The 12968-nt window shown below is 61.7% G+C and carries 14 protein-coding genes and 1 other RNA gene; 7 read left to right on the forward strand and 8 right to left on the reverse strand.

Annotated elements, in window-relative coordinates; genetic code table 11:
- Nucleotides 1-18: 18 nt before the first annotated feature.
- Nucleotides 19-570 carry a YecA/YgfB family protein gene (locus ACZ9GA_RS27265; RefSeq protein WP_457359381.1) on the reverse strand — a complete coding sequence of 184 codons (552 nt, stop codon included), beginning with the start codon at nt 568-570 and terminating at the stop codon, nt 19-21.
- A gap of 143 nt (nt 571-713) precedes the next feature.
- Between ACZ9GA_RS27265 and ACZ9GA_RS27270 the strand changes: the two genes are divergently transcribed.
- The 4 genes from ACZ9GA_RS27270 (at nt 714) to ACZ9GA_RS27285 (ending at nt 2138) form a co-directional block, all read left to right on the forward strand.
- On the forward strand, nt 714-923 hold the full coding sequence (locus ACZ9GA_RS27270) for a TIGR02449 family protein (protein WP_081719218.1): 210 nt from the start codon (nt 714-716) through the stop codon (nt 921-923).
- Nucleotides 920-1237: a cell division protein ZapA gene (locus tag ACZ9GA_RS27275; protein ID WP_027979965.1), complete on the forward strand. Its 318-nt coding sequence runs from the start codon at nt 920-922 to the stop codon at nt 1235-1237. The genes ACZ9GA_RS27270 and ACZ9GA_RS27275 overlap by 4 nt, the downstream gene beginning before the upstream one ends.
- Nucleotides 1238-1268: 31 nt before the next feature.
- Nucleotides 1269-1447: non-coding RNA, 6S RNA (ssrS, locus tag ACZ9GA_RS27280), on the forward strand.
- An 88-nt stretch (nt 1448-1535) separates the two neighbouring features.
- Nucleotides 1536-2138, forward strand: coding sequence for a 5-formyltetrahydrofolate cyclo-ligase (locus ACZ9GA_RS27285; protein ID WP_457359379.1), 603 nt, complete (start codon nt 1536-1538; stop codon nt 2136-2138).
- A 175-nt stretch (nt 2139-2313) separates the two neighbouring features.
- On the opposite strand, the gene ACZ9GA_RS27290 is transcribed toward ACZ9GA_RS27285, so the two are convergent.
- Entirely contained in the window at nt 2314-2454 is a 141-nt protein-coding gene (locus tag ACZ9GA_RS27290) for a hypothetical protein (RefSeq protein ID WP_457359377.1), read from the reverse strand.
- 196 nt (nt 2455-2650) lie between these two features.
- Here ACZ9GA_RS27290 and ACZ9GA_RS27295 point away from each other — a divergent pair, with 196 nt between their 5' ends.
- Nucleotides 2651-3100, forward strand: a complete 450-nt coding sequence (locus ACZ9GA_RS27295) for an EVE domain-containing protein (RefSeq protein WP_457359375.1) — start codon at nt 2651-2653, stop codon at nt 3098-3100.
- A gap of 3 nt (nt 3101-3103) precedes the next feature.
- Here ACZ9GA_RS27295 and ACZ9GA_RS27300 read toward each other — a convergent pair whose 3' ends face one another.
- Nucleotides 3104-3517: a flagellar basal body-associated protein FliL gene (locus ACZ9GA_RS27300; protein WP_457359374.1), complete on the reverse strand. Its 414-nt coding sequence runs from the start codon at nt 3515-3517 to the stop codon at nt 3104-3106.
- A 149-nt stretch (nt 3518-3666) separates the two neighbouring features.
- Between ACZ9GA_RS27300 and ACZ9GA_RS27305 the strand changes: the two genes are divergently transcribed.
- Both ACZ9GA_RS27305 and ACZ9GA_RS27310 read left to right on the forward strand, forming a co-directional pair.
- Entirely contained in the window at nt 3667-4644 is a 978-nt protein-coding gene (locus tag ACZ9GA_RS27305) for an NADPH:quinone oxidoreductase family protein (RefSeq protein ID WP_457359372.1), read from the forward strand.
- A gap of 91 nt (nt 4645-4735) precedes the next feature.
- Complete coding sequence (locus tag ACZ9GA_RS27310; RefSeq protein WP_457359370.1) at nt 4736-5902, forward strand: hypothetical protein; 1167 nt, start codon at nt 4736-4738, stop codon at nt 5900-5902.
- Here the strand turns inward: ACZ9GA_RS27310 and ACZ9GA_RS27315 are convergent.
- The 5 genes from ACZ9GA_RS27315 to rho all read right to left on the reverse strand — a co-directional run bounded on the left by ACZ9GA_RS27315 (nt 5899) and on the right by rho (nt 12833).
- Nucleotides 5899-6546 carry a gamma-glutamylcyclotransferase gene (locus tag ACZ9GA_RS27315; protein ID WP_457359369.1) on the reverse strand — a complete coding sequence of 216 codons (648 nt, stop codon included), beginning with the start codon at nt 6544-6546 and terminating at the stop codon, nt 5899-5901. The two genes, ACZ9GA_RS27310 and ACZ9GA_RS27315, sit on opposite strands and share 4 nt — an antisense overlap.
- A 306-nt stretch (nt 6547-6852) precedes the next feature.
- Nucleotides 6853-7821 (reverse strand): CDP-6-deoxy-delta-3,4-glucoseen reductase, encoded by a 969-nt coding sequence (locus ACZ9GA_RS27320; protein ID WP_457359367.1) that lies wholly within the window; start codon nt 7819-7821, stop codon nt 6853-6855.
- On the reverse strand, nt 7821-9287 hold the full coding sequence (ubiD, locus tag ACZ9GA_RS27325; protein WP_027979974.1) for a 4-hydroxy-3-polyprenylbenzoate decarboxylase: 1467 nt from the start codon (nt 9285-9287) through the stop codon (nt 7821-7823). The genes ACZ9GA_RS27320 and ubiD overlap by 1 nt, the downstream gene beginning before the upstream one ends.
- Before the next feature lie 69 nt (nt 9288-9356).
- Nucleotides 9357-11357, reverse strand: a complete 2001-nt coding sequence (locus ACZ9GA_RS27330) for an acyltransferase family protein (RefSeq protein WP_457359366.1) — start codon at nt 11355-11357, stop codon at nt 9357-9359.
- A 216-nt stretch (nt 11358-11573) separates the two neighbouring features.
- Complete coding sequence (gene rho, locus ACZ9GA_RS27335; RefSeq protein ID WP_027979976.1) at nt 11574-12833, reverse strand: transcription termination factor Rho; 1260 nt, start codon at nt 12831-12833, stop codon at nt 11574-11576.
- Between the last annotated feature and the right edge of the window lie 135 nt (nt 12834-12968).

Raw genomic sequence — 12968 nt, forward strand, 5'->3', positions numbered from 1 at the left:
GGCAGGCCCTTTTTCGCATCAGTGCAGGGAAGGCTTGGCAGCCGCAACCGGCTTGGCGCACTCGGTGAACAGCAGCATCGGCGCAACACGCAGGTATTCCATCACTTCCATGTAGTCGCTTTCGGCGTCTTCGGACTCTTCCAGCGCTTCCTGCACCTGGGAGATGGCGTCCATGTCCTGGAGGATTTCCTGGGCTTCCTGGCTCAGGGTCTTGCCACCCGAGTGCAGGCCGAAACCGGTCAGGAAGCCTTGGCACCATTGGCCCAGGGCCGTGGCACGTTCGGTCAGCGAGGTGTCGTCGCTCGGCAGCAGGATGACGATGGTCACGTCCTCGCCGGTGAGTTCGCCCTGCACCATCTGCTGCAGGCCAACCAGCGCGTTGCGCACGTTGTCCGCAGGTTCGGTGTCCAGCGACAGCGCGGCGTCGGCCAGCCAGCCGTCGGCGTCGAAGTCGGCGCCGGCACAGCTGCGGCCCAGCAACAGGCCATGCAGCTCGGCAGGGGATACGGGGTGACCGCCAGCATTGAGCAGGTCGGCAAAGCCTTGATACGGGGATTTCTGAATAGACATGGCAACTAGGCGCCAGGCGGCGCAATGACTAGAATGAAGACCTTGTATCCTAGCACCGGCAGGCGCGCCAAGACCATCGACGCGGCCAACTCGTTAACACGCAAGGCCTTGCGCCACTCCACGATCGTAGCGAACGGGACCCCATGGAACAGAACGACCTGCAAGCGCTGATGGGCCGACTCGAACAACTGATCGACCGAGTCGAGCAACTAAAACGACAAAACGGACTCCTATTAGCGCAGGAAAAGTCCTGGCGCGAGGAGCGCGCACACCTCATAGAAAAAAACGAAATCGCCCGGCACAAGGTCGAGTCGATGATTTCGCGCCTCAAGGCCCTGGAGCAAGACTCATGAGTTCAAGCAATAGCGTCACTGTGCAGATCCTCGATAAAGAGTATTCGATCATTTGCCCCCCCGAGGAGCGCAGCAACCTGGTGAGCGCCGCGCGCTACCTGGATGGCAAGATGCGCGAGATCCGCAGCAGCGGCAAAGTGATCGGCGCCGACCGCATCGCCGTGATGGCTGCGCTGAACATTACCCATGACCTGCTGCACAAGCAGGAGACCCCCGAACTGACCGCCAGTGGCTCCACCCGCGAGCAGGTTCGCGACCTGCTCGAGCGTGTCGATTTGGTGCTTGCCACTGATCAGGATGAAACCCGGGGCTGAAACATTCAGATTGTTTCGGGTATACTTGCGCCGCTCCCTGGAGTGCTTGCCAGTCGGTCATGTCCCTGAGCCGATACGCACAACCACGGGGGTTGCACGCTGAGGCCGGTGCGCATGTCCGCTTGACGGAAAGCCTTAACGCCTCCTGCAATCTCCACCTTGAACTTTCGGGTTCAAGGGCTACACCGACAGCGGTTCGTCGGGGAGTCTCGCTTTATCTGCCCCTGCCTGGCCTCGCCGGCATGGGCATCCGCCCCGCCGCCCTGCGCGGCCCGGGCGCTTCAGGATGGCCTTCGCCATGACCGAATCGGCACCGCTTTCACGCCCTCAATTGCGCCGCCTGCTGCGCGATGCCCGACGGGCACTGACCCCTGCGCAACAACGTGAAGCCGCCCGCGGGCTGTACCGCCAACTGGCCCAGCACCCCTTGTTTCGCCGTGCCCGTCACGTGGCCCTGTACCTGCCCAACGACAGCGAAATCGACCCGCGCCTGCTGCTGGCCGAAGCCCAGCGCCGCGGCAAAAAAACCTATTTGCCGGTGCTCAGCGCCTGGCCGCGGACCAAAATGGTGTTCCAGCAGGTGCGCGCGGGTGAGGCATATCGTCGCAACCGTTTCCGCATTCCCGAGCCGCACATCAACCCGGCACGCCAGCGGGTGATCTGGGCACTGGACCTGATCCTGATGCCGCTGGTGGGTTTCGACGAGGTGGGTGGGCGCCTGGGCATGGGCGGCGGCTTCTACGACCGCAGCCTGGCGTACCGCAGCCGTCGGGGCGCGTGGCAGAAGCCGGTGTTGCTGGGGTTGGCGCATGAGTGCCAGAAGGTGGAGCGCCTGGCCCAGGCCAGCTGGGATGTGCCGTTGCAGGGCACCGTGTCGGATAAACGCTGGTACCTGGCGTAACCCTGTAGCAGCTGCCGCAGGCTGCGTCGCAGGCGGCGCGGTGAGTCAGCCAGCACGCGGCGCCTGTGACGCGACCTGGCGGCCGCTGCTACGGGTTCCGTAGAACCCAGAGTCAGTGATTTCCAGGCACAAAAAAGGCCCGTCGGCATGCCGACGGGCCTTTTTTTACCGCAATTCAGCGGTACTGGGCGGGAGCAGTCACTTCAACCGGCGCGTTGGCCTTGCGGTCCCACAACGTCTGCGCGTAACCCGTGGTCACAACCCCCAAGCCAAACAAAATGACCAAAATCCAAAGCAAATCCGGTTTGCGGCGCATCAGTTGCCCCCCTCAGGCAAGTCGTGATGAAGTCGGGCGCTATGGTTTGAAGATGGCCCGGTGATTAGGTGAAGCGTAAAATGCGCGCATTCTGCGGCAACATGACGCGACACGCAAACGCTGGCGTCAACCGACCGTCGGGTTGTCTCGAAAACGCCATAATGGCAAATTCGGTTACAAATCTGGAGCACCACACATGGCCTATTGGCTGATGAAATCCGAGCCGGACGAGCTCTCCATCAAGGGCCTGGCCAAGCTGGGCGAAGCCCGTTGGGATGGCGTGCGCAACTACCAGGCACGCAACTTCCTGCGTGCCATGGCGGTGGGCGACGAGTTTTTCTTCTACCACTCCAGTTGCCCGGAGCCGGGCATCGCCGGCATCGCGCGCATCAGCGCGGCCGCCTACGACGACCCCACGGCGCTGGACCCGGCCAGCGTGTATCACGACGCCAAGGCCAATGCCGACAAGAATCCCTGGAGCGCCGTGGACGTGGCCCACGTCGAGACCTTCACCAAAGTGCTGAGCCTTGGTTATCTCAAGCAACAGGCGGCACTGTCCGAGCTGCCTCTGGTACAGAAAGGCAGTCGGCTGTCGGTAATGCCGGTCACCGCCGAACAATGGGCGGCGGTGCTGGCACTGCGCTAAGCCTTACTGAACGATCAGGTTGTTGAACAGCAGGTCCTCGACCATCGGCTTGCCTTCTTCGTTGGTCATCACTTCCTGGACCTGTTTCAACGCTTCCTGACGCAGCTTTTCCTTGGACTCGACGTTGCTCAGCGAGTCCACGGTCTGCTGCGAGAACAGCGCGACCAGTTGGTTGCGAATCAGCGGGTCCTGGTGCTTGACCGCGGCTTCCGCCTCGGGACCGGTCACGCGCAGCGCCACATCGGCCTTGTACACATGCAGGCGCGGGCTGCCGTCCAGGGCATAGTTGCCCACGAAGGGCGGGCTCAGGGTGATGTAGCTGACTTTTGGCGGGCCGCCCTCTTCCTTGCCTTCTTCAGCCATGACTGCCGACACGGGCAGGCTCAGGGCCAACGCCATCACGATCCACGCTTTCACAAATTTGCTCCTCATTCTGTTGGCGCAAGCATATCAAGATTAACCCACGCGCCGGCGCTTATGCCCGGCTATCAGCTGGGGGCATGCTCGTTGACCGCACAACCCTCACACCTACACTTATCGGCCACAACCTGCAAAGGAATAGCCCGATGAAAGCTGTGCTGTGCAAAGCCTTCGGCCCCGCCGAAACACTGGTACTGGAAGAGGTCGCCAGCCCCGCGATCAAGAAGAACGAAGTACTGCTGCAAGTGCATGCCGCCGGGGTCAACTTCCCCGATACGCTGATCATCGAGGGCAAATACCAGTTCAAGCCGCCCTTCCCGTTCTCGCCCGGTGGCGAGGCGGCCGGCGTGGTGAGTGCCGTAGGCGAGAACATCACCCACCTGAAGGTGGGCGACCGGGTGATGGGCCTGACCGGCTGGGGCAGTTTCGCCGAGGAAATCGCCGTGCCCGGCTACAACGTGATACCCATTCCCGACGGCATGGACTACAGTACCGCCGCCGCTTTCAGCATGACCTACGGCACGTCCATGCATGCCCTCAAGCAGCGGGCCAACCTGCAGCCGGGCGAAACCCTGCTGGTACTGGGCGCTTCGGGCGGAGTGGGCCTGGCGGCGGTGGAAATCGGCAAGGCCATGGGCGCACGCGTCATCGCCGCCGCCAGTACCGCCGATAAACTGGCCGTGGCCAAGGCGGCCGGGGCCGACGAGCTGATCAATTACAGCGAAACCAGCCTCAAGGACGAGATCAAGCGCCTTACCGGCGGCAATGGCGTGGACGTAATCTACGACCCGGTGGGCGGCGACCTGTTTGACCAGGCCGTGCGTGGCATTGCCTGGAACGGTCGGCTGCTGGTGGTGGGTTTCGCCAGTGGGCGCATCCCCGAGCTACCCGTCAACCTTGCACTGCTCAAGGGCGCAGCCGTGGTGGGTGTGTTCTGGGGCTCCTTTGCCCAGCGCCAGCCGCAGGACAATGCCGCCAACTTCCAGACACTGTTCCAGTGGTTCGCCGAAGGCAAGCTCAAGCCACTGGTGTCGCAGACCTATCCACTGGCCCAGGCCGGCACCGCCATCGATGCCCTGGCGCAGCGCCAGGCGGTGGGCAAACTGGTGATAGCGGTGCGCTGAATTCCCCAATAGGAAAACCTTCAGCATTACCTCCTTGCACAAACGGCGTTGAACTGGCCCCCCTCTCAACGCCGTTGTACAAGGACTGAACATGAGCGTATTCACCGTTTACTTCTGCGGTACCAGTGCCACCCAATTCGACAACAACCATCAGAACTACTGGAATGGCGAGCTGATCGCCACCCTCGCCGCCAACACGCAGGACAGGGAGTTTGCCCACTGGATCATCGTCGATGGCCCCGGCAGCGGTAACCTGCAGGCCGATACACTCACCGTGGAATCCCACGACCACCCCTATGCAGGCACGGCATTTGGCAAGGGCTGGGAAACCAACGTGCGCCATGCCCTGAACATGATCAAGGGCCAGTTCGAATGGCAGCGCGAGAAGCTGACCGAGGCGCGCTACCAGGCGCTGAAGGCGGCCGGCATCCCGATCAGGGACGTCACCGTCAAAGGCAGGTTCTGGGCACGGGTGTACGACTATGGCGACAGCAAGGTCACCCCGCAGCAGTTGCAACAGCAGATCGTCAACCAGTTCCGGGTGGGCGGCAAGATCCCCACCCAGGTCAACCTGGTGGGCTGGAGCCGCGGCGGCATCAGCTGTCACATGCTGGCCAATGCCATGCTCAACGACCCCGCGCTCAAGCATATCCCGGTGAATATTTTCGCCGTCGACCCGGTGCCCGGCCCATTCAATTTCCAGCCCGAGCGCGTGCAGTTGGGGGCCAACGTCAGGGAGTACGTGGGTTTCTACGCCCGGGATGAACGCAGCAAAGGGTTTGCCAGCGTAATCCCCAAAACCGCCCCGCAGACCCGAATCGGCATCTACCCGCTGCCGGGGCGGCACGCCACGCTGGTCGGCAATGCCTCGATCAATGGTGACAGCGGCCCGAAGATGGTCCCTGAACCCGGCCTGATTGTGCGGCATCTGGCCGAAACCTGCCTGCAACGCTGGGGGGCAAAGCTGGGCAAACAGCTGGGGCTGGACGCCGGCGCGATCAAGCGTGCGCACGAGGCCATGCAGAAGAGCGACGATATCTACGCCAACATGCGCAAATATTCCTATATCAACGTGCCCGGCGGCATCCCCGTCACCGAATCGCAGAACAACGAACGCGCGGTCAGCCATGGCAGCAACTGGGCGGCTTTCTCTTCACTGGCGGGCAAGCCGTTCAACCCGGCAGTGGGGCTGTCGGCACCGGTTGCGCCCGTACAAGGCATGTACCGGGAGCTGATGGCGCCGGCCACAGGCGGCTAGGCCTCGCGCGAATGGCAGCGTTTTATCCGCGCTTCCAGGTTGCGGTCCGGCATTTCGTGGCTGCGCAAGGCGCTGATGGTCTGCTGCACGTAATCCAGCGTACTGCCGAACCGGCCGCTGGCGCTTTTCAGGATATGGCTGAGCAGGTTGTCGGGCAGGTTGCCGGCGTAACTGGGCAGATGGCGCTCCAGCACGAACCCCAACGCCTGCACCTTGGTGCCGTCGTCAAGACGGCAGTTCAACCAATGCGGTCGGTATGAGGGGTACGGCATCTCCCGCTGCCACAGGGCCAGCAGCGAGTCCTCCAGCTGGTCCTGCGGCAGGCGATAGGCAAAGCCGCTGCACGAACCGCCCCGGTCCAGGCCAAACACCAGGCCGGGGCGCTCGGGCGTGCCGCGATGTTCGTGGGACCACAGGTACAGGCCACGATGATAGCCATGCACCCGCGCGCGTCGGCGCTCCACGGCGCTGCATTCGGGGCGCCAGATCAGCGAGCCGTAGGCAAACAGCCAGACCGGCCCGCCTTTATGGCGCGCCATGGTAGTGTGGAGTGAGTGCACCAATTGCTCGTGGGTCAGTTGCGGCCCCAGGTCGAGCGATGGTGGATAAATCGCATTGAAGTGCGCAGTTTCGATAGCCGACATAGTCGTCGCCTGATATCCCCGTGAATCGACATGGCCAATCCACTGTAACCGATTGCTTCAGCCCCGCTGTTACCGTACGGCAGATAACCTCAGAAAAACAAGCTGTTGCGAAGCCTTATAAGCAACCGGATTTGTGTTGGTTATAAAGCACCGATATGGACCATTCTCGCCAACAGCGCACACATGTGGCGCCGACGACAAAATTACCCCTGATCCATGAGTTGAGGATAGTGCACTTCCGAGCCTGCGGAAGTTTCCCACAAGATATTAGGAAGTTTCATATCCAGAAACTTCCTATCCGGGGTTTTAAGGGCGCGGCGCGTAGGCAAATACATCCGCACGCATCTGGTGCGCGTCCATGCCAGCCGCCACCAGGGCGTCCAGCGTGGCGTAGATCATCGCCGGCGAACCGCTGGCGTAGACGCTCACCCCATTCAGGTCGGCAATGTCCTCGCAGACCGCTTCATGCAGCATGCCGCAACGCCCTTCCCAGCCGCACAGATCGCTGACCACCTGGTGCAGGAACAGATTGGGTAACGACTTCCACTGCTCCCAGTGTTCCACCTGATAGAAGTCCTCAGGCCTGCGCACGCCCCAGTACAAGTGCACAGGGTGCCTGAAGCCCTGGGCGCGGCAATGCTCGATCAGGCTGTGCATTTGCGCCATACCGGTACCAGCGGCGATCAGCACAAGCGGGCCGTCCGGCAGTTCGGCCAGGTGAGTATCGCCAAACGGCAACTCCACACGCGCCATGCCGTTGCGTTGCAACTGCTCGATCAGGTTTTGCGCACTGGCCTCGCGGACCAGCACGTGCATCTCCAGATCACGGCCGCTGTGGGGCGCAGACGCCAGGGAAAACGCCGACTTCTCGCCGTTCTCGCGCTCGATCATCAGGTATTGCCCGGCGTGGTAGCGCGGCGGCTTGCCGGCCGGCGCACGCAGGCGTACGCGCCAGACGTCGCCACCCACCGGGGTGCATTCGCTCAACTGGCACGCGAAGCGGCGCACGGGCAGTTCGCCCAGCGCCAGCACGCCGTCCCACAGCACAATGCAGTCCTCCAGTGGCTCGGCGATGCAGGTGTAGATTTCACCGTGGTCACGCTCTACGCCATCCTGAAGCACCCGGCCTTCGACCAGCAACGCCGAACACACATGGCAATTGCCATTGCGACAGCTTTGCGGGCACTCATGACCCAATCGCTGGGCGGCTTCCAGAATCCGTTCCCCAGGGCGGGTGTCCAGCACCGCGCCCGATGGCTGCAAGGTTACGCGCATCAATCTATTCCCAGCTGGTTCCACAGTTCATCGATGCGACGGGTAACGGCATCGTCCTTGACGATTACACGCCCCCACTCACGGGTGGTTTCGCCCGGCCACTTGTGCGTGGCATCCAGGCCCATTTTCGAGCCCAGGCCGGACACCGGCGACGCGAAGTCCAGGTAATCGATCGGCGTGTTATCGATCATCACCGTATCGCGCTTGGGGTCCATGCGCGTGGTAATGGCCCAGATCACGTCGTTCCAGTCGCGTGCGTTGATGTCGTCGTCGGTGACGATAACAAACTTGGTGTACATGAACTGGCGCAAAAACGACCACACACCCAGCATCACGCGCTTGGCATGGCCTGGGTACTGCTTCTTCATGGTCACCACCGCCATGCGGTACGAGCAACCCTCGGGCGGCAGGTAGAAGTCGGTGATTTCCGGGAACTGCTTCTGCAGGATCGGCACGAACACTTCGTTCAGGGCCACGCCCAGAATCGCCGGTTCATCCGGCGGACGGCCGGTGTAGGTGCTGTGGTAGATCGGCTTGATGCGATGGGTGATACGCTCCACGGTGAACACCGGGAAGCTGTCGACCTCGTTGTAGTAACCGGTATGGTCACCGTACGGGCCTTCATCGGCCATTTCGCCGGGATGAATCACCCCTTCCAGCACGATCTCGGCGCTGGCCGGAACCTGCAGGTCATTGCCGCGACACTTCACCAGCTCGGTGCGGTTGTCGCGCAGCAGGCCAGCAAAGGCGTACTCCGACAGGCTGTCGGGCACCGGCGTGACCGCGCCCAGAATGGTCGCAGGGTCTGCGCCCAGCGCCACGGACACAGGGAAGGGCTGACCGGGGTGCTTGTCGCACCATTCGCGATAATCCAGCGCGCCGCCACGATGGCTCAACCAGCGCATGATGACCTTGTTGCGGCCAATCACCTGCTGGCGATAGATACCCAGGTTCTGGCGGTCCTTGTTCGGCCCGCGGGTGACGGTCAGGCCCCAGGTGATCAGCGGCGCGACGTCGCCCGGCCAGCAGGTCTGCACCGGCAGCATGCCCAGGTCGACGTCATCGCCCTCGATGACCACTTCCTGGCACGCCGCGTCCTTGACCACCTTGGGGGCCATGGCGATGATCTTCTTGAAGATCGGCAGCTTCGACCAGGCGTCTTTCAGCCCCTTGGGCGGCTCCGGTTCCTTGAGGAAGGCCAGCAGCTTGCCGATTTCGCGCAGCTCGCTGACGTCTTCGGCGCCCATGCCCAGGGCCACGCGGCCCGGGGTGCCGAACAGGTTGCCCAGCACAGGGATGTCGTAACCGGTGGGTTTCTCGAACAGCAGCGCCGGGCCTTTGTTGCGCAGTGTGCGATCACACACTTCCGTCATTTCCAGCACCGGAGAAATCGGCACTTGAATGCGTTTCAACTCTCCGCGCTGCTCAAGCTGCTGCACGAAATCCCGAAGATCCTTGAATTTCATCGACCATGCCACTCGTAAAATAGGCGTACATCGTACCTGCTCCCGAGCTGGCTGGCAGCCTTGGCGCCGTCATTGCGAGGAATAAGCGCCAATTCTCTGCGCTCCGGCGCTCAGCGCGCCCTGCTCGAACAGCGGCGCCAGCACCGGTTGCAGTATCGCACCGGAGCCATCGCTGTAATGGTTGTCATCCATGTACAACGATTCGCCGCCCGCTTCCATGCGACAAATCCCGCCTTCGGCGCACAGGGCCGGCGTCGGATCGATGACTTTCACTTGGGGATCAGCCTCGGCCATCTGCCTGAAAAGGCGGTCAATGAACGCCTGTCGAGCCAGATGGTCTGCCAGCGGCCGCCCCTGACCATCAGCCGCGCGCCCTAGCATCGCGAGCCGGCTCAGTTGATGAGGCACCCGATGCTTTTGCAATGGGGCCTCCTTGACCAGCCATACACGACGACCCCCTGCCCGCAACCGTGTGACCAAAGCCTGCAAATGGCTTTGCAACTGCTTCTCGGCGTAGACACTGTCAACTGCCCGGCTACCGGGCGCCCTGATCACCTGGGTGTCGTCCCCGCGCTCATCACCATACAGATAAAGGCTCCAGCGGGCCGCGATCACAACATCGGTCACCTCCTTCGCGCTGGCATGCTCAAGTGTGCGCTCGTTGAAATGTCGGCAGGCAGATTGGGCTTCCAGTGCGGGGACCGGGATGCAACCCGAGCGTGAGGCCAGTGAAGCCGCCTGGCCATGGGCTCGGGCGGCCATGCGCAACGCAGGCTCAAGGCCGGCGGCGTGGCTGTCGCCCCAAACCAGAATCGACGGGGTATTGGCTGTCGGTGGGCCAAAGGTGCACATTGGCCGGGCGGTCTTCTTGTCGGACATGCACTGCATCTGGCCGTCATTCCAGTGCGCGGCGTCGGCGTAACGCAACGCCTGATCAGACAAGCGCGTCGGCACCCCATCGAAGACCACCAGGCCCTTGCCGACAAAGCCCAGCATCAGCAACGCACCAAGCGCACAGGCCAGCACCTTGCGAGGCGCCTGCCCTGAGCCCATGCGGCGAAATGGTTGTTCTACCCAGCGCCACGAAACATACGCCAGCAACAGACTGAGCACCAACAGCACGAAAACCTGCCCCCCGGTCAGCCCATCCACGGCCGCATACCGGGCGAAGACGTGAACGGGCCAGTGCCACAAATACCAGGAGTAGGAAATCAGGCCAATGCCCACCAGCACCTTACTGCCCAGCAGCCGTCCCACCCATGTGGGCTGTTGCCCGCTAGCCCAGATGATCGCGAGGGTGCCCAGCACAGGCAGCAGGGCCGCCAGCCCTGGAAAAGCCGTGGACTGATCATAAGTGAAGGTCGCCAGCGCCAGCATTGCCAGCCCGACGAGGCTGGCGGCCTGACATATCCAGTTCGCCATCACTCGCCTGCCTGTCGGCAGCACTGCCAGCAAGCCGCCGGCAAGCAGCTCCCAGGCGCGCATGTGCAATAGGAAGAACGCCGCTGCGGGATGGCGATCAACTGCCCTGATGCTCAACGCCAGCGACAACAACGCCAATGCCAGCAGCCACCATCGCCAATGCCGTGAGAAGCGGATCAGCAGCCCCAACAATAACGGGAAGACAATATAGAACTGCTCCTCGACCGATAGCGACCAGGTGTGAAGCAACGGCTTGAGGTCCGAGGCGGTCTCGAAATAACCGTCCTGGCTACGAAAAAGGATATTGGAAGCGAACATCGCCTGGTAGAGCACCGATCGGCCCAGTTGGACGTACTCATCCGGGGTCAGTAACCACCAGCCAAGCGCCAGGCAACAAGCCATTACTGTAAACAAGGCCGGCAGGATTCGCCGGGCCCTGCGGGTCCAGAAATCGATGAAACTGAACTGGCCCGCTTCACGCTGGCGCCAGATGATCGAGGTAATCAGATACCCCGATATGATGAAGAAGACATCGACGCCGACGAAGCCGCCAGTGAACCCGGGAATGCCGTAATGAAACAGCACGACCATACTGACGGCCAGCGCACGTAGCCCGTCTATGTCTCGACGGTAACCGAGTCCGACCATGACAATCCTTTGCTTTTATTATTGAAACAGCGATACGAAGTCCGGCCCTCAGGGCCATGACCAAGGTAATAGAAACACGATCTTTGTAACAGTTCCGAAAACAACAATAAATCCAGGCAACCCGTAGCCTGGCGGCAGTGGCTACGGTGTACGAAAAGGCGCGCATAAAAAAAGGCGCCCCAGGGGGCGCCTTTTTTGAACGGGCCGGAAGGCTCGTTACTTGCGTTTCATCGACAGGAAGAACTCGTCGTTGGTCTTGGTCTGCTTCAGCTTGTCGACCAGGAACTCAATGGCGGCTACTTCGTCCATCGGGTGCAGCAGCTTGCGCAGAATCCACATGCGCTGCAGCTCGTCGTCGGCGGTCAGCAGCTCTTCGCGACGGGTACCCGAACGGTTGATGTTGATGGCCGGGAAGACGCGCTTCTCGGCGATCTTGCGGTCCAGGGGCAGTTCCATGTTGCCGGTACCCTTGAACTCTTCGTAGATCACTTCATCCATCTTCGAGCCGGTTTCAACCAGCGCGGTGGCGATGATGGTCAGCGAACCGCCTTCCTCGATGTTACGCGCAGCACCGAAGAAACGCTTTGGCTTCTCCAGGGCGTGGGCGTCGACACCACCGGTCAGTACCTTGCCGGAGCTCGGGATCACGGTGTTGTAGGCGCGCGCCAGACGGGTGATGGAGTCCAGCAGGATGACCACGTCCTTCTTGTGCTCGACCAGGCGCTTGGCCTTCTCGATCACCATCTCGGCAACCTGCACGTGGCGGGTTGGCGGTTCGTCGAAGGTGGAGGCAACCACTTCGCCGCGCACGGTGCGCTGCATTTCGGTCACTTCTTCCGGACGTTCATCGATCAGCAGCACGATCAGGTGAACTTCAGGGTTGTTACGCGTGATGTTCGAGGCAATGTTCTGCAGCATGATGGTCTTGCCCGCTTTCGGCGGAGCAACGATCAGGCCACGCTGGCCCTTGCCGATCGGGGCGCACAGGTCGATGACACGACCGGTCAAGTCTTCGGTGGAACCGTTGCCGGCTTCCATCTTCATGCGCACGGTCGGGAACAGCGGCGTCAGGTTTTCGAACAGAATCTTGTTCTTGGCGTTTTCCGGGCGGTCGAAGTTGATGGTGTCAACTTTGAGCAGGGCGAAATAACGCTCGCCTTCCTTTGGAGGGCGGATTTTGCCGACGATGGTGTCGCCGGTGCGCAGGTTGAAGCGACGGATCTGGCTTGGGGAGACATAAATGTCATCCGGGCCCGCGAGGTACGAAGCGTCAGCCGAACGCAGGAAGCCGAAGCCGTCCTGGAGAATCTCCAGCACGCCATCACCGGAGATTTCCTCGCCGCTTTTGGCATGTTTCTTCAACAGGGAGAAAATCACATCCTGCTTGCGCGAACGGGCCATATTTTCTATGCCCATCTGTTCGGCCATTTCGAGCAGATCGGTAATCGGCTTTTGCTTGAGTTCAGTCAGGTTCATAAGGGAATGACGTAATCATGTATGGAGGGAGAAATTAAGCTTTGGGCTTAATGAGGCCGCGCCGCAGAGAAGGCGACAGGATCGCGTACTAATTCGAGTAGGAGTGCGTCGGCGACGGCTTGCAGGGGGCACTAG

This window comes from Pseudomonas sp. TE3644, assembly GCF_056278815.1.

Bases quoted from the DNA above. Each gene is read 5' to 3' on its own strand.
- ACZ9GA_RS27265 (WP_457359381.1), bottom strand. From the start codon at position 570: ATGTCTATTCAGAAATCCCCGTATCAAGGCTTTGCCGACCTGCTCAAT.
- ACZ9GA_RS27270 (WP_081719218.1), top strand. From the start codon at position 714: ATGGAACAGAACGACCTGCAAGCGCTGATGGGCCGACTCGAACAACTG.
- ACZ9GA_RS27275 (WP_027979965.1), top strand. From the start codon at position 920: ATGAGTTCAAGCAATAGCGTCACTGTGCAGATCCTCGATAAAGAGTAT.
- ACZ9GA_RS27285 (WP_457359379.1), top strand. From the start codon at position 1,536: ATGACCGAATCGGCACCGCTTTCACGCCCTCAATTGCGCCGCCTGCTG.
- ACZ9GA_RS27290 (WP_457359377.1), bottom strand. From the start codon at position 2,454: ATGCGCCGCAAACCGGATTTGCTTTGGATTTTGGTCATTTTGTTTGGC.
- ACZ9GA_RS27295 (WP_457359375.1), top strand. From the start codon at position 2,651: ATGGCCTATTGGCTGATGAAATCCGAGCCGGACGAGCTCTCCATCAAG.
- ACZ9GA_RS27305 (WP_457359372.1), top strand. From the start codon at position 3,667: ATGAAAGCTGTGCTGTGCAAAGCCTTCGGCCCCGCCGAAACACTGGTA.
- ACZ9GA_RS27310 (WP_457359370.1), top strand. From the start codon at position 4,736: ATGAGCGTATTCACCGTTTACTTCTGCGGTACCAGTGCCACCCAATTC.
- ACZ9GA_RS27315 (WP_457359369.1), bottom strand. From the start codon at position 6,546: ATGTCGGCTATCGAAACTGCGCACTTCAATGCGATTTATCCACCATCG.
- ACZ9GA_RS27320 (WP_457359367.1), bottom strand. From the start codon at position 7,821: ATGCGCGTAACCTTGCAGCCATCGGGCGCGGTGCTGGACACCCGCCCT.
- ubiD (WP_027979974.1), bottom strand. From the start codon at position 9,287: ATGAAATTCAAGGATCTTCGGGATTTCGTGCAGCAGCTTGAGCAGCGC.
- ACZ9GA_RS27330 (WP_457359366.1), bottom strand. From the start codon at position 11,357: ATGGTCGGACTCGGTTACCGTCGAGACATAGACGGGCTACGTGCGCTG.
- rho (WP_027979976.1), bottom strand. From the start codon at position 12,833: ATGAACCTGACTGAACTCAAGCAAAAGCCGATTACCGATCTGCTCGAA.